Origin of the sequence: Vibrio sp. 10N.261.54.E10, assembly GCF_002877735.2 — a bacterium.
Taxonomy (GTDB): Bacteria; Pseudomonadota; Gammaproteobacteria; order Enterobacterales; family Vibrionaceae; genus Vibrio; species Vibrio crassostreae_C.
This window is the reverse complement of sequence record NZ_MCXE02000001.1, coordinates 804,395-825,612: the sequence shown is the minus strand read 5'-3', so window position 1 is coordinate 825,612 and position 21,218 is coordinate 804,395. Positions and strand designations below refer to the sequence as shown.

The window sequence follows — 21,218 nt, the reverse complement described above, 5'->3', positions numbered from 1 at the left end:
ACAATAATCTATCTATTCTACTCCCTTACGGAGCATCTGCCTATACCACTGCCCGCCTTGTTGTTCTCTAATCGCATGATATTGCCAACCTTCTTTGCTAAGAGTGATGGTTATTTGTCCGCTTTCTCCAGTATCAAGCCAAGTACTCCCCGCTTCCTGATAGCGTTCAATAACAGACTCACTAGGCATTCCCCACTGATTGCCTTTGGCAAGAGAAGCTATCGCTAGCTGAGGGGACACCGCCCCAATAAACGGCTTAATCGATGACGAATCGCTGCCATGATGCGGAACCAACATAACATCACTCCTTAGCTGTTCTCCTTCACGAGCAAGTAACCACTCACTTACCAGTTCAATATCACCAGTGAGCAACATTGAGAAATCAGCACTATGATCTGAGATCTTGACCACACACGAATGTGGGTTATACGCCCTCTTTACTTGCTTAGGCGGCCACAACACCTCAAAAACAACATCTTGCCAGTTCCAAACCTCTCCAATAGTACATGTTTGAATATTAGACGGGGCTTGAGTGATAGATTGGCGTTCTTGAATAATGTTCTGACTGGTTCTTATCCACTTTGGCGTATACTTCTCAAGTAATGCCGGATAACCACCAGCATGGTCAGAATCGAAATGACTCACAATCACGCCTTCTAATTCATAAATCCCCCGCTGATTCAAAGTAGGAATCAACAAAGACTCAACAACCGAGCCTCCTGGCCACGCATTGCCAAGATCATAAACAACAATCTGATTGTTCTTTTCCAAGACCAAAGACAACCCATGCCCAACATCCAAGATATCAATAGTTAGTTTGTCTTGCTGGGGTTTGCTGAACTCCCACCACAGCACAAACACTGCAGTTACCAATATCGATAATGTTCGCTTGAAATACCGACTAACAAAGCTCAAAAACAAGATAAGGAATACTGATAATGCAATCGTCTGATTATCGACTTGGATCCAAAATCGCTCAGAGAAAGGAAGACTAAATACGAGAGGCTCAAGCGATAAGTCGACTAACTTCCACAGCTGACTGACCAAATCATTGTCTAGCGCTGTTATACCAACCACGCCAGACACTGACTCCGATATTAAGCTTAGAAACATTGCCAGAAACAACAGCGGGATCGTCACCATCGATACCCAAGGCAAAAGGAACAAGTTGTAGAAAACAGAGACTAAACTGACTCCTTTGAAAAACAACATCGAGAAAGGCGCAATCAGGAATGTCAGCATCAGTTGAAGCTTAATAAGTTGGAGTACGTGGTCGATAAATGTAAAGCTTGAAGCTGAGCGCTGAGTATTACAGGCGATATAGAGAACAGCGCCCAATGCACCAAAGGACAACCAAAAGCTGCTCGACAAGGCTGAAAACGGCCAAATCAGCAGAACCACGCACAGACTTAAAGCAACATACCGAAGCAAACTGATATTCTGCCCTCGCCACAAGAAATAACTCGCGATGAAGCACATCACTAAAGCTCTCAAAGTTGGCAGCGTGAACCCAGCAAACCAACTATAGAAATACGCCAAGCCGAGCCCGAATATTGTAGGTAACCAAAGAAATGAAGGAGAAAGTAACCTGAATATCTTGCCAATCTGATAGCCGATACCAAAGGCAATCCCAATATGCAGCCCCGAAATAGCCATCAAGTGGATCAAGCCACTGCTTTTAAGCAAATCCCACCGCTGAGGCGGAATAAGGTCTCGATATCCAAAACTCAAAGCGATAATGAGATCTTGATTTGACAGCAGACTTAACCTTTCAAGGCTGGTTTCAAACCATCGGGAGCGTAAGTTGGTGTTAGAGTGAATTCGGTATTTGGTTTCTGCTCTGTAAGTTGCATTGGCAACCACGCCAGCACTAAACAAGTACTTTTCGAGGTCAAAACCGGCTTCATTAAGTTTGCCCCATACCGGCTTTATTGAGGTCGATAAATAGACATCATCTCCAAGTGTTAACTTAAAAGGGGTAAACAAACGCAATTTTATCAATTGGGGAAAGATTAATTTTTCGCCGCCAATTGATCTGGCTACTATTACGCTTTCAAAACCGTGGCTATTTTCACTAAAAAGGCTAACAACCGACGCATTTATGGTAGTATTCTGCCCTGATTGGAATAAGCGACTCGTTTGTATTTCAATCGCATTCCCTAGGCAGATAACTAGTATCAATGCTGTTACTGGACCTCTTGCACTCCGGAAAACGCTATACTTTGTTGATGCTAGCAGTAACAACAGCATCAATGGTGCCCAAACCCAATGTGGCATCACAGGCCAGAAGCTGGCAGACACAACTGTCGCAGCAAATGAAATCAAGAACCAAGTGTTAAACAAGAGAGTAGCTTCCTCCTATGCCAAGAAAGTTTATCAAACGATTTATGCCTGACCATGATCTAATCAAGCGTCAGAAAGCATTGAAAGTTTTTGGCAATGTTTTGTACAACCCCAACTTATGGTGCCTTAATCGTCGCTCTGCGGCTGGCGCGTTTGCTGTTGGGTTATTCATGGCGTTTGTCCCTCTACCAAGTCAAATGATTATGTCTGCAGGCCTTGCTGTCGCATGTGGCGTTAACCTGCCTTTAGCTGTCGCACTTGTTTGGATCAGTAACCCGGTTACCATGCCTGTTCTCTTCTACTTTGCTTATAAAGTCGGGGCGTTTGTTATGCATGTGCCACCGCAAGCCTTCCATATCGAATTGTCTTGGGACTTCATCTTGGCGCAAATGAGCACTATAGGGCCTCCGTTCTTATTGGGTTGTCTGATTTGTGGCGTGGTTTCAGCAATGATTGGCTACTTTGGTATTCGCGGTTTATGGCGCTACTCAGTAGTAAGAAGTTGGAAGAAGCGACAAGCAAGGCACTGAACGCCATTTCTTGTTATTCAATCTAACCTTGTATGCGCTTCACTTAAAACGTACACAAGTTAAAATCGGATGAGCTACTTACCTCTGCAAGATTGGCATGTAACGAAAGTCGTAAAGAACACGAATTGAATTCAATAAAAAAGGATCCCACTGGGATCCTTTTTTGTATCGACTGAAAACTGACGGCCTGTTATTTAGGCGAATGCTATTTAGAACTCAGCACTGAGGCTGGATTCAACTTCGCCGCGCGTGATGCTGGGTACCATGTCGCCAGTAAACTCAGCACAATCGCAGTGCCGGAAACCACAACAACATCCGTCATATCAAGTTGTGATGGCAAGAAGTCGACAAAATAGATATCACCGGACAAGAACTGGTGATCGACCAACTTTTCAAGTCCTTTGATTAGTGTCGTGAGATTAAGAGCGACTAGCACACCTATTGCACTGCCCACTAAACTGCCTAACACGCCTGAGAATACGCCCTGCCAAACAAAGATGCGCCTCACAAGGCCGTCTGATGCACCCATGGTTCTTAAAATCGCGATCTCTGATGCTCTGTCTTTTACTGCCATCATTAGCGTCGAGACAATATTGAAACAAGCCACACCAATAACCAGTACCATCACCAGATACATGATGGTACGAACGAGTTGGATATCTCGATACAAGAAACCAAACTTCTGCTGCCAGCTTCGTAGATACACATACACATCAAGCTGATTGCCCACTTCACGCACAATAGAGTTCGCGTTCAGCACATCGGTCACTTTTAAAGAGACTCCAGTTACCGCCTCACCTAAGTTGGCGTAGACCTGAGCATCACCAATCGGAATCAGAGCCAAGCTGTGGTCAATCTGGCCATTAAGCGTCAGCAAGCCAACCACTTTCACTCGAACACGCTTTGGCGCCTGAACCTTCACAGAACCGTTTACCGCTGGAATCATCAAAGTCAGATAATCACCGACTTTCGCACCCAGCACATTCGCTACACCAGAACCTAAGATGATTTGTTGTTGCCCTGCTTTAAACTCACTCCAAGCTTGCTTATCGATAAAACTCGACAGGCTCGATACTTGTTGCTCAAGTTGTGGGTCAACGCCGCGAACTTCAATTGCTTTGAGTTCTTTGCCCTTTTCAGCAAGCGCTGTAATTTTTACATAAGGCGCAGCAGCAACGACTTTATCGTGCTTAACCGACTCCTCAATCACGTGCTCCCAACGAGTCACAGGCTCATTCACGCCTTCAAATTCACCATGAGGAATGACAGAAAGTACTCGTGATTGAAGCTCTCGCTCAAAGCCATTCATCGCAGATAAGCCGATAATGATCACCGCGACACCAACCGCAATACCAATGGTCGAAGACAATGAGATGAACGACACCATCTTGTCTCGTTGTTTCGCACGGCTAAATCGGCCGCCTATCAATAGAGATAAAGAGGAAAACACTTAGCTCTCCTCTTTTTCTACGTTGACCAGTAAACCATCTTGCATGTGAAGTTGGCGATCCATCTTACCGGCAAGTTCACCATCGTGAGTCACGACCAAAAAGGCAGTATCGTATTCACGGTTCAGTTCACGCATTAAGTCGTAAATAGACAGTGCGGTGTTATGGTCAAGGTTACCGGTTGGTTCATCCGCCAACACTAGCGCAGGCTTATTCACCAATGCACGAGCAATCGCCACACGTTGCCTCTCGCCACCAGAAAGCTCTGAAGGTCGGTGGTCCACGCGGTGACTCAATCCAACTTTGTCCAACAAACGTTGTGCTTCTTGCTTTGCTTTAGCGGGCTTTTCGCCGCCAATCAATAACGGCATCGCCACGTTTTCTAAAGCTGAAAAGTCAGATAGAAGATGATGGAACTGATACACAAAGCCAAGATGCTGGTTGCGAAGCTTCGCCTGCTTATTCGAACTCAAAGATGCTAAATCTTGACCAAGAAAACTCACACTGCCCGCAGAAGCATCGTCTAATGCGCCTAAGATATGCAGTAAGGTACTTTTGCCCGAGCCAGAGGTACCGATGATTGCTACTAGCTCACCCTTTTCGATGTCAAAGCTGACTCCCTTGAGCACCTCAGTATCTAACGAGCCTTCACGGTACGTTTTACGGATATCATTACATTGAAGAAAATTACTCATAACGAAGGGCCTCAGCAGGTTTCACAGACGATGCACGATAAGAAGGGAATACAGTGGCAATCAGGCTAAGTGCAATAGCCAGAACCACAACAACAGCGATTTGAATTGGGTTAATCAAAATTGGTAACTGTCCACCAAAGGAGAATAGAGCAACGCCCATCGCCTCTAAAATAGTATTAAGGTTCATCGCTAGAGCAACGCCTAACACACCACCAGAGAGCGCACCAATCACGCCACTACTTGCGCCTTGAACCATGAAGATCCCCATGACTTGACCATCAGTCATGCCTTGGGTCTTAAGAATCGCGACTTCAGACTGCTTCTCCATCACCACCATGATAAGTGCTGAGATAATATTGAAAGCAGCAACACCGATGATAAGCCCAAGCATTAAACCCATCATGTTTTTTTCCATACGAACGGCTTGGAATAGCTCACCTCGTTGGTCTCGCCAGTCGCTCCACAACCAACCTTCCGGTAATGGCTGAGTTGATAACTCTGCGACTTCAAACGGGTCTTCAAAAAATAGTCGCCAGCCTGAAATAGTGTCTGATTTATAACGCATCAAACGCCCAGCGTCTTGGATGTCTGTCACCATCAGTTGAGCGTCGATATCAGAACCTGTATTGAAAATACCGGCAACGGTGAAATTTCGTTGGCTTGGAATACGACCTAATGGGGTGTATTGGCTAGCGCTGGTCACCATCAAGCGAACTTTGTCACCCATAGATACCTTCAAATTTCTCGCCAAAGTATGACCGAGGAACAACTGATATTGACCCGCTTTAAGTGAAGACAATCTGCCCGCAATCAAGTGGTTCTGAAGAGGGTCATCTGAATTGGGTTCAATGCCAATTAACAAACCCGCAGATAATTGAGCCGGACTCTGAATCACTGCCTCACTGCGGACAATCGGTTCAACGTGACCATTAAGCGAGATTTGCTCTGCAAAATTAGGCGCTTGGGCAGAAAGAGAGGTAGTGCCACCTTGCTCATAAACCACCGCTTGAGGAAGAACACCAAGAATTCGGTCTTTTAACTGCGCTTCGAATCCATTCATTACCGATAAAACAGTAACCAAAGACAGCACACCAATGGTGATACCTGCCGTCGACATATAAGAAACAAAACGGCTAAAGCGATCACCTGAACGGCCTTTCAAATAGCGTAGGCCAACAAACAACGAAATAGGATGAAACATACTTTGAACCATCTAAAGGGGATGCGGGTTAATGTAACGGGTATTGCTGTTACTGTGTAGGGGTTAATTGAAAATATAGAGTGAATTAACTCAATTAGTTAGGCTTGAAAAACAGAACCTTGTCAAATAGCCAAATTTCAAACAACTATTTGAGACTTTCAATTAACTGACCTTGATTACTGCGGCCACATAGCGATAATCAATAGATCACTTCAAGGAACTAACGCATGACAGAACAAGAGTTTTTCACCGTTCACCATAGCCTTACCGCTAATATTGAACCAATGGACAGCGGCTTCACTTTACCTTCTCAAATTCAATTCGAATCTGAGATCCCAGCACCATTTGTGGTGGCAAGTGAATTTAGCCAATTGGATCTGTTAGCTGACAGCGCTCGAGCGGAACTGAAAAACAGCGACTTGAAGAATGTCACCAGTTTATTGGATGCACAAAACTCAAAATTAAACCTCTTGTTGAGCTTTATGTTATCGCAGCAAGATCATGAGAAATTTCGCACTCACACCTATTCATTTGGTGCGAGTCAGTTTTCCTGCTTTTCAAAAGCAGACATCGAACCGGGTCGCTTAGTAAAAGCCAAACTTTTTCTAGAGCACCCAGCTGCAGCCATATACTGCTACGCGGAAGTGTTTGCAAGCCAGCCTAAAGATTCCGGTTTCGAAATTAACTTCAAATACGCTCATCTTCGCGATACTGACCAAGACCTGCTGATCAAAGCGGCACTTCATCAACAACAGAAACTTTTGCGTCAACGCTCTCTAGACCGAGATAACAAGTAAATTAACATGACCAAACAATCTATTTTTACACTACCTACACTCAAAGGAGCCGGTGACAAAAAGCACATCGGTAACCTAGTCGGTTCGTCTCTCGCTCTGGCCATCGCTAAACTCGCAGAGCAGCACAACAGCCATACAGTACTAGCAGTGCCAGACCCACAAGTCGCTCTTAAGCTGCAATCTGAAATTGAACAGTTTACGGCACATGAAGTCGCATTATTCCCTGACTGGGAAACGCTGCCATACGATAGCTTCTCGCCGCACCAAGAGATCATCTCAGATCGTATCGCACGCCTTTACGCACTGCCAACACTAAAAGATGGCATCACGATCGTACCGATCAGCACGCTACTACAACGTCAGTCGCCACGTGACTTCTTGTTGCAGCACACCTTAATGGTGAAAACGGGCGATCTCTACTCTTTAGAGAAACTGCGTCTACAGCTTGAAAAGTCAGGCTATCGTTACGTTGACCAAGTGTTTGGCCCCGGTGAATACGCAAGCCGTGGCTCTATTCTCGATCTGTTCCCAATGGGCAGTAAAGACCCGTATCGAATCGATTTTTTCGATGACGAAATCGACACTATTCGTACTTTCGATCCTGAAAACCAGCGTTCTATTGAAGACATCTCTGAGATCCGCCTGTTACCAGCGCACGAATTCCCAACCTCGGAAACGGCGATTGAAGACTTCCGTATTCGCTGGCGCCAACAGTTTGATGCCCGCCGTGAACCAGAGTCAGTTTACATGCAGGTATCTAAAGGCACATGGCCTGCGGGTATTGAGTACTGGCAGCCTCTATTCTTCGATCACACAGAAACACTGTTTGACTATGTTGCCGATGAAGCGCAACTCTTGGTTCTGGGTGACGTAGAAACCGCGGTTGATTCGTTCCTTACTGATGTCGCTCACCGATACGAACAGCGCGGTGTTGACCCATTACGGCCACTTCTCACGCCTGAACAACTGTGGTTGAAGAAAGACGAGCTGTTCGCTCACTTCAAACAGAAGCCACAAGTTAACCTGAGTCTAGATTCGATTGAAGAGAAAGCAGGCCGCACCAACTTGCCTGTCGTGTCATTACCTGACCTCAGCGTTCAGCATCAAAATAAAGAACCTTTAGCTAACCTAAGAAAGTTCACAGAAGCCTTCGACGGCAAAGTAGTATTTTCGGTTGAATCAGAAGGTCGTCGTGAAGCGCTGAGTGAACTGCTTCGTGGTATTAAAGTACGACCAAGCGAAGTTGAAAACCTCGATGCCTCAATTAAAGGCAAAGACAAGTTCAGCCTCATCCTTGGCTCTGCTGAACACGGTTTTATCCATGAAGAGCAAAACATCGCCCTTATCTGTGAAAGCGACCTGTTGGGTGATCGCGTTGTTCAGCGCCGTAAGAAAGACAAAAAAAGTGTTAACAGCGACACTGTCATTCGTCACTTAGCCGAACTTAAACCAGGTCAACCTGTAGTGCACATTGACCACGGTATTGGTCGCTACATCGGCTTGCAGACACTCGAAGCCGGTGGCATGAAAACCGAATACGTGACACTTGAGTACCAAAACGATGCCAAGCTCTACGTGCCAGTTGCTTCTTTGAACTTAATCGGGCGTTACTCGGGTGGCGCTGAAGATTCTGCACCGCTACATAAACTCGGTGGCGAAGCGTGGCAAAAAGCGCGTAAACGCGCCGCGGAGAAAGTCCGTGATGTTGCAGCAGAACTACTTGATGTTTACGCTAAGCGTGAGCTAAAACCTGGCTACAAGTTTGTACTCGACCGCAGCCAATACGCGACTTTCAAATCTGGCTTCCCGTTTGAAGAAACCGATGACCAAGCGATGGCCATCAATGCTGTTATGTCTGATATGTGCCAAGCCAAAGCCATGGACCGTTTGGTGTGTGGTGATGTTGGCTTTGGTAAAACCGAAGTCGCGATGCGTGCAGCATTCGTTTGTACCGACAACAGCAAACAAGTAGCGGTTTTAGTTCCTACTACTCTACTTGCTCAGCAACACTTCGAAAACTTCCGTGACCGTTTCGCCAACTTGCCGATTCGTGTTGAGGTTCTATCCCGATTCAAATCAGCTAAAGAGCAAAAACTAATCATGCAAGATGTCGCCGACGGTAAAGTGGATATCCTAGTCGGGACTCACAAGCTGCTTTCGAGCGATATTAAGTTTAAAGACCTAGGCCTGCTGGTTGTCGATGAAGAACACAGATTTGGTGTACGTCAGAAAGAGAAAGTGAAAGCGATGCGTGCGGATGTCGATATTCTAACGCTTACTGCGACACCGATCCCGCGAACGCTGAACATGGCAATGAGTGGCATGCGTGACCTTTCGATCATCGCTACACCACCCGCACGACGCTTGGCAATTAAAACCTTCGTTCGCGAGAGTGATGATGCCATCGTCAGAGAAGCGGTGCTGCGTGAAATCATGCGTGGTGGCCAGGTTTACTTCCTACACAACCAAGTCGACACGATTGAGAAAACAGCAGAGTCATTGCAAAAGCTGATTCCAGAGGCGCGCGTGACTGTAGCTCATGGCCAGATGCGAGAGCGCGAACTGGAACGCATCATGAATGACTTCTACCACCAGCGCTTCAACTTACTGGTGTGTACAACCATCATTGAAACCGGTATCGACGTACCAACGGCAAATACCATCTTGATGGACAGAGCCGATAACCTTGGTTTAGCACAGCTGCACCAATTACGTGGTCGTGTAGGTCGTTCGCACCACCAAGCTTATGCTTACTTGTTAACGCCACACCCTAAAGCAATGACCAAAGATGCGATCAAGCGATTGGATGCGATTGCTTCGCTCGAAGACTTGGGCGCAGGCTTTACCTTAGCAACTCACGATTTAGAGATTCGTGGTGCGGGTGAGCTGTTAGGTGATGAACAGAGTGGTCAAATCCAGTCAGTTGGTTTCACCTTGTACATGGAGATGCTTGAACAAGCGGTTGAAGCATTGAAGGAAGGTCGAGAGCCATCGCTTGATGACCTACTGCGTGAACAAACTGAAATTGAGATGCGTTTGCCAGCACTATTACCAGATGACTACATCCCAGACATCAATACACGTTTGTCTACCTATAAGCGTATTGCGAGTGTGAGTGACACCGACGAATTGGCAGAGTTGAAAGTCGAGCTGATTGATCGCTTCGGCCTTCTGCCTGATGCTACCAAGAACTTGTTATCAGTTTCTGAGCTAAAATTAGCCGCAGCGTCTATCAAAGCGAAGAAAATTGAAGCCCACGATAAGGGTGGATTCTTAGAATTCTACCCGGATGCTGACATAAACCCGACCTACCTTGTTAAACTGTTGCAATCTCAACCGCAAAAGTTTTCAATGGAAGGACCAACAAAGTTCAAGTTTACGATACCATTGGTCGACAGACGGAAACGAATTCAATTTGTTAGTGATTTATTGGGCGAATTCAGACAAAACTTGCTGCCTTCAGCATAAGACCCAATCCACTTGCACATATAAATTATCCAGCCGGTAGTTCGGCTGGAAGACGGAGTAAAAATGAAAAGACTGATCCCACTGCTACTATTGTTCGTCTCACTGCCAAGTTTGGCGCAGAGACAATTTGATATAGAAGTGATCATTTTTAAGCGCGCTGTTGATGCAGAGAAGGTGAACGAATCTTGGCCAAATACACAGCCTAAGATTTCACTTGAGCGTGTTGGTTCATTTCAAGATACCCAATACCGAGCAAAGAAAGGCGTTCAAATGCTTCCTTACTCGGAATATAAGTTAACGCCTCAAAAAGACAAGCTACGTAAACACGCTGGCTTTGAAGTTCTGATGCATACCGCTTGGCGTCAAGGCGACCAAGGTAAGAGCTCTGCACCTGTTTTCCACATTCAAGCAGGTAAAGATTTCTCTAAACAATTTAATGCTGATGGCTCTGAAAAAGGCGCAATCACTGCAGGCAGCGCTGATGGGTTCCAAGAAGAGACCATTGATAAGCCACTCTACGAATTAGACGGCAAGCTGCAAATCTACGTTCAGCACTACCTATACGCTGAAACGACATTAGATTTAAAAGCGCCAAGCGTTCGTGAAGTGACTCTACAAGAGCAACAAATCGAGCTAGATTCACCAGTAAGTGGCGCAGAAAGCAACGTCCAAGTGGGCAACCTAACTGAGATTTCTCCGACGGTTGAAGTCCAAGAGTTCCTTAAGAGCTACCGCATGGACCAAAAACGTCGTATGCGCAGTACAGAAACTCACTACCTTGACCACCCACTTCTTGGAATGGTGATTCAAGTTAGACGTGTAGCGCAGTAAATTACTTGCCGATTCGGCTATAATTATATAAATAATTCAATCCGCCCTCCTAGTGAGGGCGTTTTATTAAGTGCTATCTATCTTTATTCTGTACTGACTTTCTTTGCTCAGTACTTACACGTTACTTGGTACGCTCTATGAGCCCTGAATTTCAGATCAACACACAAAATCTTAGCCTTAAAATCATTGAGGCCTCAGATGCTCAAGAATTTTCTCAGCTGGTTAAGTCCTCCCCTAGCTTGCTGCCATGGGTCGACTGGTGTCATAAAGAGTTTTCTATCGTCGAGGCCGAGAAATTTATTCTGGCAACTCGCCTGAACTGGGTGAAAGCCGATGCGTTTGGTTTTGGCATCTTTGAACGAAAAAGCGATAAGTTAGTCGGTATGGTTGCCATTAATGAGCTTTACCACACCTTTAATATGGCGAGTTTAGGTTATTGGGTCGGTGATGACTTTCAAAGGAGAGGGATCGCCAAAGAAGCGATGTTCGCCCTATTTGAATTTTGTTTCGCGCAACTCAAGTTAACGCGTTTGGAGATTGTCTGCGATACCGAGAACCTACCCAGCCAAAAGTTGATCGAGAAGTGTGGCGCTGAGCGAGAAACCATTGCCCAGAATCGATTTCTGTTTAACGGTAAGCCGAAAGATGGCGTGGTTTATTCTGTGCTACCTCCAACGTCTTAACAGCAGAAATGAGTTCAACACCTGCGATAATCCATAATCGACACGATCAAAAAAGAGCTCCGAAGAGCTCTTTTTTATTATCAGCGTAATGCTCTGAGAAGGCTTACCTGATTAGTGAAGCTTTAGGTTTGGACGAAGTACACGGTTAATACGACCAACCAGCATCATCAGTGATGTTTTGATTAAGCCGTGAAGCGCCATCTGGTGCATGCGGTACAAAGAGATGTAAACCACACGAGCAATACGACCTTCGACCATCATCGAGCCTTTCGTCAGGTTACCCATCAAGCTACCTACCGTAGAGAAACGGCTGAGTGAAACTAGCGAGCCTTTGTCTTTGTAGATGTAGTCTTTCAGGTCGCGGCCGTTTAACTTAGCAATGATATTGCTAAACGCACAACTTGCCATCTGGTGAGCCGCTTGTGCACGTGGTGGAACGAATGAACCGTCTGCTTGCGTACATTGCGCTAAGTCACCAATAGCAAAGATGTTGTCATCAAGCGTAGTTTGTAGCGTGTTTTTCACAACCAACTGGTTGATACGGTTCGTCTCAAGACCACCGATATCTTTCATGAAATCTGGCGCTTTAATGCCTGCAGCCCAAACCATGATTTGTGCTGGGATTTTCTCACCATCTTTAGTCGTTAGGCCGTCAGCATCAGCTTGTGTAACCATTGTAGTCGTACGCACAGTTACACCAAGCTTCGTAAGCTCAGAGTGTGCTGCGCTCGAAATACGAGGAGGTAGGGCTGGAAGAATACGCTCACCCGCTTCAACAAGGTTAACGTTCAGCTTGCTTGAATCTAGATCGCCAAAGCCATAAGTACGAAGCTCTTTAACCGCGTTGTGCAGTTCCGCAGAAAGCTCAACACCTGTCGCGCCAGCGCCAACAATAGCAATATCTACTGTGCCTTGGCCGTTCTTAGCATGAAGCTTTAAGAACTGGTTGTTCATTTCTGTACGGAAACGGTGCGCTTGTTCTGGACTATCAAGGAAAATACAGTTGTCGCGAACGCCTGGTGTGTTGAAGTCGTTTGACGTTGAGCCTAGCGCCATCACAAGAATATCGTATTCAAGTTCACGGCTTGGCATAAGCAGTTCACCGTGATCATCTTTCAGTTCGCTCAGAGCGATCACTTTACGTTCACGATCGATGTCGTTCAGGCTGCCCATTTGGAAATCGAAGTAATGGTTTTTTGCGTGTGCGCGGTAGCTTAACGCATCAACACCCTCGTCCAATGAACCCGTTGCTACTTCATGAAGTAATGGTTTCCATAGGTGGCTTGCTTTACGGTCTACCAGAGTAATCTGGGCACGCTTTTTACGACCTAAAGTGCGGCCTAGCTTAGTTGCTAGTTCTAAACCACCAGCACCACCGCCTACTACGATAATTTTTGTCACAATGACAATCCTCTACAAAATGAATAAATGGGGTTCGGCTCGATTACTCCAACCGATAAATTCTATGTATCTACTCGGCCTTGAATGCGAAGGCTGTTACAAATTGGATTACCGCGAAAAAGAATAACGACAGCTCACCGAGTAGTTAGAGGGGTTACAAGCAACAAACATTGGCTTGCCGCTTTGCTCACTTGGATAAAAAAGGTGACTACCTGAGAGGTAGAGCACAAATAATGGGCAAGTTTTATCACTCGCTCTCAATTTTTCTTGATATTTATCAAAATATTTTGCTTGGGAACATTATATATAGCAAAAAGATGACCGCAACAAAAATCCTTACCCACAATGAGGATTCGCGGCGAATTAGTTAACGTTTGCGCAAACTTCTCTTTAAATGCTCAAACTCTTCAAAAAAATAACTACAACCATTTGATTAATGTTCGGCTCTTGGGTTCAGATGTAAAAAAAGCAGCACTCAATTGAGTGCTGCTTTTATAAAATAACTGGAATAATTAAGCGTTTTTAAACGCTTTCATTGTCTGCAAGTGCTGAGAGATTTTTTTGAACTTATGACTCTCTTTTTCGTCCCAGATGACATCATAATAATCTTCTAACGCGGCAGCTGTTTTGGTATTGTCGTGAATCTCATCTTCACGAGAAAGCACCACTAAACAGCGACCTTTGTTCTTCATACGATATTGAGCAACACACTTAGTCGCGATGTCTTCGTACTCTTCTGGACGGTCAATTCGACCTACCATGTTGTTCTCAGGGTGCAGATTCGGGTTGAACACCACCTGCTTAATACCACATAAAAAACCAATACGTTCAGACCAAAAACCACCTAAGCCTACACCACAAATGATCGGATGCGGGTCATCGGATTGCTCTATCACTTTATGCACTTCTTTTAGCAAATGTTGCATATCGTGTTTTGGATGCAAAGTACTGTAGTTGATGAAACGAACGTCATCATCAATGAATTGCAACTGCAGTATTTTTTCGTGATTGCCCGGGCTAGTTGAGTCGAAGCCATGTAGATAAATAATCATTAGCACCTCCTTGTTGAATATTGGTACGTTTTAATTAATCTAACATGAAAAATAAGGTTTTAAAGGGAACACGAACGAAATTATATTTTTCACTTCCTAAACGTGATCCTAGCTACATAAAGTGTGACTCAGCGCCTCTGCTTCACGCAGATAACTTTCATCGCCCCAAAGCTGATGAGCAAGTAAATACCATAGCATCGCCATCATCTGGCTTCTTGGTAACCATGCTTCTACACCATCAAGCCAAGGCTGAACATCATGGATTCCTCGCAGCTGACAGTACTTCTCAACCGCTTCTGTGACTTGCGCGCCAGCAACCGCAATGGTTAATGTCAAATCGAGCCTAGGGTCTGCGAGCGCAGCGTATTCCCAATCAATAATCTTAATGCAGTCACTGTTTCTCACTAGGTTATAACCACCTAGGTCAAAATGGCACAAAGACAGGTCAACATTGGTAATACTCGGAGCCACGCGCCACTCTTGATAAATCTTAGTGCAGGCTTCGGTCTTATGAATCGCATCAAGCTGCAGCCAGTAATGATCGACTCGCGCTGTGAAACTGAACGGTTGGAGTGGTAATCGCGCGGTATTCACCAGATGCACTGAGATCAGAGTCTTCAACAAATCATCAAGCTCTAAGCCTTCGTAAAGCGTCTCACCCGCAATCCATTCAACCAATAAGCCTTGCTCATTGACCACTATTGGACTTGGTCCAATACCTAGACGCTCAATTGCGGAAAGCACTTGATACTCTTCATGACGAGAGATAAAGAAAGCTTTGGTGATAGGAGTGGTGGGCCGCCAAACATACGCGGTGCCATCGGCTAACACCAACTTCCAACATCGATTGGTCAACCCGCCGGTCAGCGTTTGAGCTCTAACAGGTGGCTCAGAAAAGTAACCATCAAGCGAACTCAAACTGGTATCAAGAAGCTTAGCCTCAGACCAAGAAAAAATTGCCATATTTACTCCCTATAAACGTCTTCATTTCCCTACAAAAAAGACACTGACCAAAAGCCAGTGTCTCTTCATAAACAGCACATCATGCACTGCATTGGCGTGTGACCAAGCTATGTGTGGCCAAGCTATACGCTGCCAAGACTAGACGCTGTCAAAACTGGCTGCGTTTAGTTGGCAAGTAAGCGAAATTAAAGGCCTAGTAGGCTCTTAGATTGTTGCTTACGGATTTCAGTCTCGTCAGCCCATTCAATCAAGCCAGACTCAAGATCCATTAGACGCATCGTCATTTTGTAGTAAACGTCTTCGTCGCTACCGTCTTTCTTAACGATGCTTGATAGGTTGCCGTACAGCATGTATTGAGCACCGACCATTTTACCGAATTGAATTGCTGAGCTTTGATTTACAAGCTCATCATTGTTTTGGAAGTTCAATTGGTCACGAACAGACTCTACACGGTCCATATCAACGAAACGGAACTTACCAGAATTCAGCATTTTAGTACTGATAGTGTCAGTGATTGACTCAGTATCGATGTGCTCACTTGTCTTGTTCTTGATTCGCTCTACGAACACGATTGGACGTTGCTCTCGAGTAATGTAAGACACTGAACCAGACGCCATCATGCTATCGACCATTTCACCCGCAATCGTTTGAAGGTCAGTTGAACCGAAATCGATTGTCGTGGTTTCTACTGCTTGTGCATCACCGTAGCTTACCTTGTTTGAACAACCGCCTAAAATAACCGCTAAACCTAGTAGCGCAACGACACTCTTTTTCATTTTGTTTCCTCAACTTATCACTGAGCGGGGTTACCCACACTCTTAAATTCTTGTATTTACGAATCATTAGACCCGTTTAATCTAACTTACTGCTCTCGGAACTGGACTCTGAACTGAGTCGCTTTCGGGTTTACCGACACTTCCGACAACGAAATACTTTCAAAACCACGAACAATCGCTTGCTTCCAAGGACCTTGTTTAAGGTTGACCTCAAGCCCGGCATCGTCGTACCAGTAAAAACGATAAAGAATATGTTGATCGCCTTTATAGTTACTGTTTAAACGAACGATTCCTCGCGTATGACCGTCGACCAGATCGGTGCGAATATCTTCAACCTGTAAACGGCTGCCCAATACCTTGTCACCAAAGAAAACGTTCTGAGTCAGACTATCGACCCTTACGCCAGCTGTATTATCAGCACAACCAGCCAGAGCCATAACCGCTGCTAAGCTCACTAACCACTTTTTCATTACAGCCTCCCTAGCTGTTTATGCCACATTGTTGCATTGTTTCCTTGTCGAGAAATCCACACCAAGGTGGTCTGCCCTTCTCGAATATCAAAGTCGTACGTTTTAGCGCCCGCTTCCAACGTATATTGACCGCTATTTGCTACAAACGTACTGCTCTTAATCTCTGCAGGTAATGATTGCCAACTGCGAGTGTCTGGTTGCTCTGTCAGTGTGTTCCACACGTTGAACAGAATATTACCGACATCATCGCCTTTGGTTGCTTCTTTTCGAATGCGATCTTTCGCGACTACACGTAGCGCTTGGCGAATAACAATGCTTGTCATACGTTCCGATAGATCGTTCTGCGCCATCGCGTTTACATCAGTGATCAAATGTTCTTGTAGCGGCTGTCCGCTGATTCGCAAGGCAGAAAAACGCTCTACGTTTTGACTTGGGTAATATGGCAGCGCAAGAGAGTATATTGCCCCCTGATCGCGACTGTCATAAACAGGCAAATCCAGTCGCCAACTGTCCATAGCTTGCACAGCGCTCTGCTCTTGAAGAACAATCACTCGCCCTTCACCTGCACTAAGTTTAGAAGATTGCTTATAGCGTTTTTCTAATGTTGCTAAATCTTGTCGCATCCCTAAACGAGCGGCTGTTGCCATGGTTCTATCGATGATTTCTTGGTTATCTGGCATCACAGCCAAAGCACGACGATAGTCAACGTAGGCGCTGTTTAAATCATTTGACGCTTCATAAAGCAGACCAGACAAGAACATCAGATACGCATTCTGTACTGACTGCAGTTTCTTACCCGCATCAGGGTAATTGGCAAGGATGCTACCCACATTGGCAGACAAGCCTTGCTTCTTCGCATCGCTGGCTGCTTTGTCTAACTCAGCCTCGCGTTGCTTCTTCGCTTGTTCTTGAACTTGGTTGGCGCGACGCATTTCAATCACCGCACCTTCTAAATCGTTTTTCTTGAGGTAATTTAAACCGAGATACAGATGAAGAAAGCCCAACTCATAATCGGCTGGCACATACTCGGTAATATTGTCATTCACAGCCAACGCACCCACACTGGTTGCACTGTCTGAGATTGAGATCACGGCTTTGCGTTGCTGCTCAGTAACCGCCTGATCAGCCACTTCAAACGAAGCCTTACTCTCAGGGTATTTTTGATCCAGCAGATTAATTCTGCCTCTTTCAAAGTTATCAAGGATGTCGCCTGCCGCGTAATCTGGTAGCTCTTGCTGAGCCTCTGAATAATCTCCAGATTTAACGGCTTGGTAGATCGCTTTGTTCTGTGCGCTGTAATGGCTGAACAGGTTTCCTGCAGACATACTTGCACAGCCCACAGTCAACGCCGATAACAGGGCAATGGAAGCGAATCTAAACTGTTGCTTCACTTATCGTCTCCGTGCATGTTTAAAATGCCAACTTTGTTAGGGTCTGTTGACCTTTCGTGGTTAAATTTTGTTCGAGATGGAATCGTTTTAGGCGCGGCAAGGAGTATGTAGCCTAGTCATTCTAAGTTAATACTTCTTAACAAAGCATAAAACGATTCTAGCCGAACCCTTCGGGCAGTCTTTGTGGTTCATTTCTACTGCGTTATCAGCTTCTCATGTAGGCTAGCTACACTTCAAAGCCTCTGCCTTGTATAAATTTCCCACAAAGTGCTGCAAAAATCAGCTCGAAAGATCAACAGACCCTAGTCTCATTATCAAAACGAAACGTGTTGTAAAAAGGATCTCAAGCCAGTTGAAACCCTACTGATTTAGCTTCTGCCTATGCGATGCCGACATTCAGACAACAGATAGAACTTAAAGTTGGCATACAAACTACAAATTTTCCAACTAACTACTTGTGTTAACCCACTAATGAGTTCGTTTAAACTAGCTCATTAGCTTTCATTAACTTGTTAGCTTTGCATTAGCTCATTCACTTTTTATTAGCTCATTAATAGGGGACCAAGTGGACGGCCACCAACCAAATGCATGTGAATATGGTAAACCTCTTGGCCGCCATGAGAATTGCAGTTCACAATAAGACGGTAGCCATCTTCTGCGATGCCCTCTTCTTTTGCTAACTTGCGAGCCACGGTAAACATGCGCCCCATCATGGCTTCATCTTGGACTTCAACATCATTCGTTGTTGGAATCAGCTTGTTTGGGATGATTAAGATATGGCTTGGCGCGCGAGGGTTGATATCGCGGAATGCCGTTACTAAATCGTCTTGGTATAGTAGATCTGCTGGGATTTCTTTATTGATGATCTTACTAAAAATGGTTTCTTCAGCCATGTTTCTCTCCGATAAAACATTTATTTTTTAATGCTTTGAGTATGCGCTATGCCGCATCAAACCACAATAAATCTGCTTTAAAGCATAATAAAAAACACCGTTCAAATCAAAGTAAACGAGCCTTAGCTCTCAAGAATGGCATGTTGGTTATAACTGAGGGCTATTTTTGACGTGTGCGTCATAAAATGCGTAAACGGAGCTCAATAGAATGCTGATAATTTTGTTAGTTTTACTTTGACCTGACATTAGGTCTGCATTTTTATTTAGGGAGAAAGCCATGAAGGGATCTGTGATCAAGCGTATGTACGCTGGTTTCGCACTGATCATCATCATGTTCGCAGTCACGATAACCATCATGATGAACAGCATGAATCAGATACACAGCAATTTTGAGAGTGTCTCAGAAACCTCACTACCACTTGTCGCGCTTTCAAATCAAACAAGTGTTCAATTGCTTTCTGCTGATAAGTCATTCAAAGATTTCTTAACCACACAAAACGCTGAACGCATGTCTGCAATGCGTACAGAATTTGCTGCATCACAAAACTCGTTTTCAGAAGTTCTCGGTAGTTTAGAAGCGGCAAGCCAAAACAATGCTTCACTTGTTGAACGTATCGCGCAATTAAGAGCAATGGAAGAACGCTACTTCGCCGAAGCTGACGAAGCGATGAACAACTACGTCGCGATGTTCGAAGCACAAGAACAAGTACAAAAAGCGTCTCGTGACTTCCAACGCTTACATTCAGAATTAACCGTTGGTATGAAAGAGTACGTTGCCGACCAAAAAAGCATCTCTGTAAAAGTGATGGCAAAGAGCTACTTTATCAAACTGCAAGACGCAGAAGTTATTACCTCTGATGCACTTGCTAGCTCTGATGTTGCCTTCGTTCAAAAAGCCCTTAACCAAAACAAAAAGGCCGTTACTCATCTTAACTACGCTTATCGAGGTCTATCAACACAACTACCAGCACTTAAAAATGTCTTCGATGAGTCGGTTCAGAAGTTCACCAAAGACGTTGGTCAGAAAGGTGGCGTACTAGACAAACACAACAACTACCTACAAGCCAAACAAGCGTTGTACGTGAACATCGCTAACCTAGCTCTAGAAGTTGACCAAGCGATGGCTGTTTTGGACTCATTCAACGTGACCGCTGAAGAGCAACTTAACTCATCACTCGCTGACGCAAGCAGCATCTACGACAAAGGCCTATTCAACGCGATTGCCATTGGCATTGTTGTGACTGTGTTCGCTGCTGCGATTGGTTACCACATTGCACACAGCGTACGAGAGCCATTAACTCGCATCCTCGGTACATTAGAAGGTCTAACTGAAGGTGATATGACTCAGCGTATCGATATTCGCTACGACAACGAATTCAGCCGCGTGAGCCGTCACATCAACACCTTGGCTGACAACCTGCACAATATCCTTGTGAAGTTGAATGATGCTTCAGATGACTTAACTAAGACTGCAAGCGTCAACCAGAAGACGTCATCTGAAACGCAGGCTCAATTGAACAGCCAACGTGAGCAAACCGCGACTGTTGCGACCGCAATGACAGAGATGTCTCATTCTGTACAAGAAGTGGCGAACAGCGCGCAAAGCTCACTCACCATGGTTCAACAAGTAGAATCGGCTTCTGAGTCTGGTCGTCAGATAATGAACACCAACATCAGTACCATTAACCAGCTCGAGGTTCGCCTTACTGAATCTGTTGGTGCTGTAGGTGAGTTGCAACAGATGAGTAGCCAGATTGGCTCAATCCTCGACGTTATCCGTGGTATTGCTGAACAGACCAACCTACTTGCACTCAACGCGGCAATCGAAGCAGCGCGTGCCGGTGAGCAAGGTCGTGGTTTTGCAGTGGTTGCCGATGAAGTACGCGTGCTAGCACAGAAGACCACTCAATCAACGTCTGAAATCGAGACCATGATCAGCAACCTGCAATCAAGCTCGAAAACAGCAAGCAACGTGATTGAAAGTTGTATGAGCGATATGGACATGTCGGTTCAACAAGCTTCAAGTGCCAACAGTGCGATGGAAGAGATCCAAGCCTTGATTCTAGAGATCAGCCACATGAGTACACACATCTCTCAAGCAGCCGCTGAGCAGAGTGAAACTTCTGGTGATATTGCGCGGAATATAGAAGACATCAACCATATCGCAGATAAGAGTTACCAAGCGATGTCTTCAATTGCTGAGGCAAGCCAAAACCTAACAATTCTCGCAAACCAGCAAGGTGATTTGGTTCATCAGTTCAAGCTATAGGTAGCTG

Annotated in this window: 17 protein-coding genes; 6 read left to right on the top strand and 11 right to left on the bottom strand. The window is 45.2% G+C overall.

Going from position 1 to position 21,218, the window contains the following annotated elements; all coding sequences use genetic code 11:
- Positions 1-12 precede the first annotated feature (12 nt).
- Positions 13-2,343 carry a DNA internalization-related competence protein ComEC/Rec2 gene (locus tag BCU07_RS03660; protein ID WP_102429157.1) on the bottom strand — a complete coding sequence of 777 codons (2,331 nt, stop codon included), beginning with the start codon at positions 2,341-2,343 and terminating at the stop codon, positions 13-15.
- Positions 2,344-2,360: 17 nt separating this feature from the next.
- Here BCU07_RS03660 and BCU07_RS03655 point away from each other — a divergent pair, with 17 nt between their 5' ends.
- Positions 2,361-2,873 (top strand): DUF2062 domain-containing protein, encoded by a 513-nt coding sequence (locus tag BCU07_RS03655; RefSeq protein WP_102429156.1) that lies wholly within the window; start codon positions 2,361-2,363, stop codon positions 2,871-2,873.
- A 205-nt stretch (positions 2,874-3,078) separates the two neighbouring features.
- On the opposite strand, the gene lolE is transcribed toward BCU07_RS03655, so the two are convergent.
- From lolE to lolC, 3 genes are read right to left on the bottom strand one after another with little or no spacing between them, the layout of a single operon-like run.
- Positions 3,079-4,323, bottom strand: coding sequence for a lipoprotein-releasing ABC transporter permease subunit LolE (gene lolE, locus BCU07_RS03650; protein ID WP_102429155.1), 1,245 nt, complete (start codon positions 4,321-4,323; stop codon positions 3,079-3,081).
- The gene (lolD, locus tag BCU07_RS03645) at positions 4,324-5,016 is read right to left on the bottom strand and encodes a lipoprotein-releasing ABC transporter ATP-binding protein LolD (RefSeq protein ID WP_017060230.1); all 693 of its coding nucleotides are present in this window, start codon (positions 5,014-5,016) and stop codon (positions 4,324-4,326) included. It abuts the gene before it with no gap.
- The gene (lolC, locus tag BCU07_RS03640; RefSeq protein WP_102429154.1) at positions 5,009-6,217 is read right to left on the bottom strand and encodes a lipoprotein-releasing ABC transporter permease subunit LolC; all 1,209 of its coding nucleotides are present in this window, start codon (positions 6,215-6,217) and stop codon (positions 5,009-5,011) included. The genes lolD and lolC overlap by 8 nt, the downstream gene beginning before the upstream one ends.
- Positions 6,218-6,444: 227 nt before the next feature.
- Between lolC and BCU07_RS03635 the strand changes: the two genes are divergently transcribed.
- From BCU07_RS03635 to BCU07_RS03620, 4 genes are all read left to right on the top strand, one after another.
- Entirely contained in the window at positions 6,445-7,014 is a 570-nt protein-coding gene (locus BCU07_RS03635) for a PilZ domain-containing protein (protein ID WP_102429153.1), read from the top strand.
- A gap of 6 nt (positions 7,015-7,020) precedes the next feature.
- Positions 7,021-10,482 carry a transcription-repair coupling factor gene (mfd, locus tag BCU07_RS03630; RefSeq protein WP_102429152.1) on the top strand — a complete coding sequence of 1,154 codons (3,462 nt, stop codon included), beginning with the start codon at positions 7,021-7,023 and terminating at the stop codon, positions 10,480-10,482.
- Between the two features lie 63 nt (positions 10,483-10,545).
- Positions 10,546-11,313, top strand: a complete 768-nt coding sequence (locus BCU07_RS03625; RefSeq protein ID WP_017065298.1) for a peptidoglycan binding protein CsiV — start codon at positions 10,546-10,548, stop codon at positions 11,311-11,313.
- A 137-nt stretch (positions 11,314-11,450) separates the two neighbouring features.
- Positions 11,451-11,996 carry a GNAT family N-acetyltransferase gene (locus BCU07_RS03620; RefSeq protein ID WP_017060225.1) on the top strand — a complete coding sequence of 182 codons (546 nt, stop codon included), beginning with the start codon at positions 11,451-11,453 and terminating at the stop codon, positions 11,994-11,996.
- A 111-nt stretch (positions 11,997-12,107) separates the two neighbouring features.
- Here the strand turns inward: BCU07_RS03620 and BCU07_RS03615 are convergent, their stop codons facing one another.
- The 7 genes from BCU07_RS03615 to hinT all read right to left on the bottom strand — a co-directional run bounded on the left by BCU07_RS03615 (position 12,108) and on the right by hinT (position 18,942).
- On the bottom strand, positions 12,108-13,397 hold the full coding sequence (locus BCU07_RS03615; RefSeq protein ID WP_102429151.1) for an NAD(P)/FAD-dependent oxidoreductase: 1,290 nt from the start codon (positions 13,395-13,397) through the stop codon (positions 12,108-12,110).
- 512 nt (positions 13,398-13,909) lie between these two features.
- Positions 13,910-14,449 (bottom strand): alpha/beta hydrolase YcfP, encoded by a 540-nt coding sequence (ycfP, locus tag BCU07_RS03610; RefSeq protein ID WP_017093527.1) that lies wholly within the window; start codon positions 14,447-14,449, stop codon positions 13,910-13,912.
- 108 nt (positions 14,450-14,557) lie between these two features.
- Positions 14,558-15,412, bottom strand: a complete 855-nt coding sequence (locus tag BCU07_RS03605; protein ID WP_102429150.1) for a phosphotransferase — start codon at positions 15,410-15,412, stop codon at positions 14,558-14,560.
- Between the two features lie 185 nt (positions 15,413-15,597).
- Complete coding sequence (gene lpoB, locus BCU07_RS03600; protein WP_004736264.1) at positions 15,598-16,188, bottom strand: penicillin-binding protein activator LpoB; 591 nt, start codon at positions 16,186-16,188, stop codon at positions 15,598-15,600.
- 86 nt (positions 16,189-16,274) lie between these two features.
- On the bottom strand, positions 16,275-16,658 hold the full coding sequence (locus BCU07_RS03595; protein WP_017060222.1) for a YcfL family protein: 384 nt from the start codon (positions 16,656-16,658) through the stop codon (positions 16,275-16,277).
- Entirely contained in the window at positions 16,658-18,049 is a 1,392-nt protein-coding gene (locus tag BCU07_RS03590; protein ID WP_102429149.1) for a COG3014 family protein, read from the bottom strand. Before BCU07_RS03590 ends, BCU07_RS03595 begins: the two co-directional genes overlap by 1 nt.
- A 542-nt stretch (positions 18,050-18,591) precedes the next feature.
- A complete protein-coding gene (hinT, locus tag BCU07_RS03585; RefSeq protein WP_102429148.1) occupies positions 18,592-18,942 on the bottom strand; it encodes a purine nucleoside phosphoramidase in 351 nt (116 codons plus the stop codon).
- Positions 18,943-19,219: 277 nt separating this feature from the next.
- Here hinT and BCU07_RS03580 point away from each other — a divergent pair, with 277 nt between their 5' ends.
- Complete coding sequence (locus BCU07_RS03580; RefSeq protein WP_017068093.1) at positions 19,220-21,211, top strand: methyl-accepting chemotaxis protein; 1,992 nt, start codon at positions 19,220-19,222, stop codon at positions 21,209-21,211.
- The last annotated feature ends 7 nt before the right edge of the window (positions 21,212-21,218 follow it).

Excerpts from the sequence above, each read along its gene's own strand:
- BCU07_RS03655 (WP_102429156.1), top strand. The coding sequence starts at position 2,361 with ATGCCAAGAAAGTTTATCAAACGATTTATGCCTGACCATGATCTAATC.
- lolD (WP_017060230.1), bottom strand. The coding sequence starts at position 5,016 with ATGAGTAATTTTCTTCAATGTAATGATATCCGTAAAACGTACCGTGAA.
- lolC (WP_102429154.1), bottom strand. The coding sequence starts at position 6,217 with ATGTTTCATCCTATTTCGTTGTTTGTTGGCCTACGCTATTTGAAAGGC.
- BCU07_RS03635 (WP_102429153.1), top strand. The coding sequence starts at position 6,445 with ATGACAGAACAAGAGTTTTTCACCGTTCACCATAGCCTTACCGCTAAT.
- mfd (WP_102429152.1), top strand. The coding sequence starts at position 7,021 with ATGACCAAACAATCTATTTTTACACTACCTACACTCAAAGGAGCCGGT.
- BCU07_RS03625 (WP_017065298.1), top strand. The coding sequence starts at position 10,546 with ATGAAAAGACTGATCCCACTGCTACTATTGTTCGTCTCACTGCCAAGT.
- BCU07_RS03620 (WP_017060225.1), top strand. The coding sequence starts at position 11,451 with ATGAGCCCTGAATTTCAGATCAACACACAAAATCTTAGCCTTAAAATC.
- ycfP (WP_017093527.1), bottom strand. The coding sequence starts at position 14,449 with ATGATTATTTATCTACATGGCTTCGACTCAACTAGCCCGGGCAATCAC.
- BCU07_RS03605 (WP_102429150.1), bottom strand. The coding sequence starts at position 15,412 with ATGGCAATTTTTTCTTGGTCTGAGGCTAAGCTTCTTGATACCAGTTTG.
- lpoB (WP_004736264.1), bottom strand. The coding sequence starts at position 16,188 with ATGAAAAAGAGTGTCGTTGCGCTACTAGGTTTAGCGGTTATTTTAGGC.
- BCU07_RS03595 (WP_017060222.1), bottom strand. The coding sequence starts at position 16,658 with ATGAAAAAGTGGTTAGTGAGCTTAGCAGCGGTTATGGCTCTGGCTGGT.
- hinT (WP_102429148.1), bottom strand. The coding sequence starts at position 18,942 with ATGGCTGAAGAAACCATTTTTAGTAAGATCATCAATAAAGAAATCCCA.
- BCU07_RS03580 (WP_017068093.1), top strand. The coding sequence starts at position 19,220 with ATGAAGGGATCTGTGATCAAGCGTATGTACGCTGGTTTCGCACTGATC.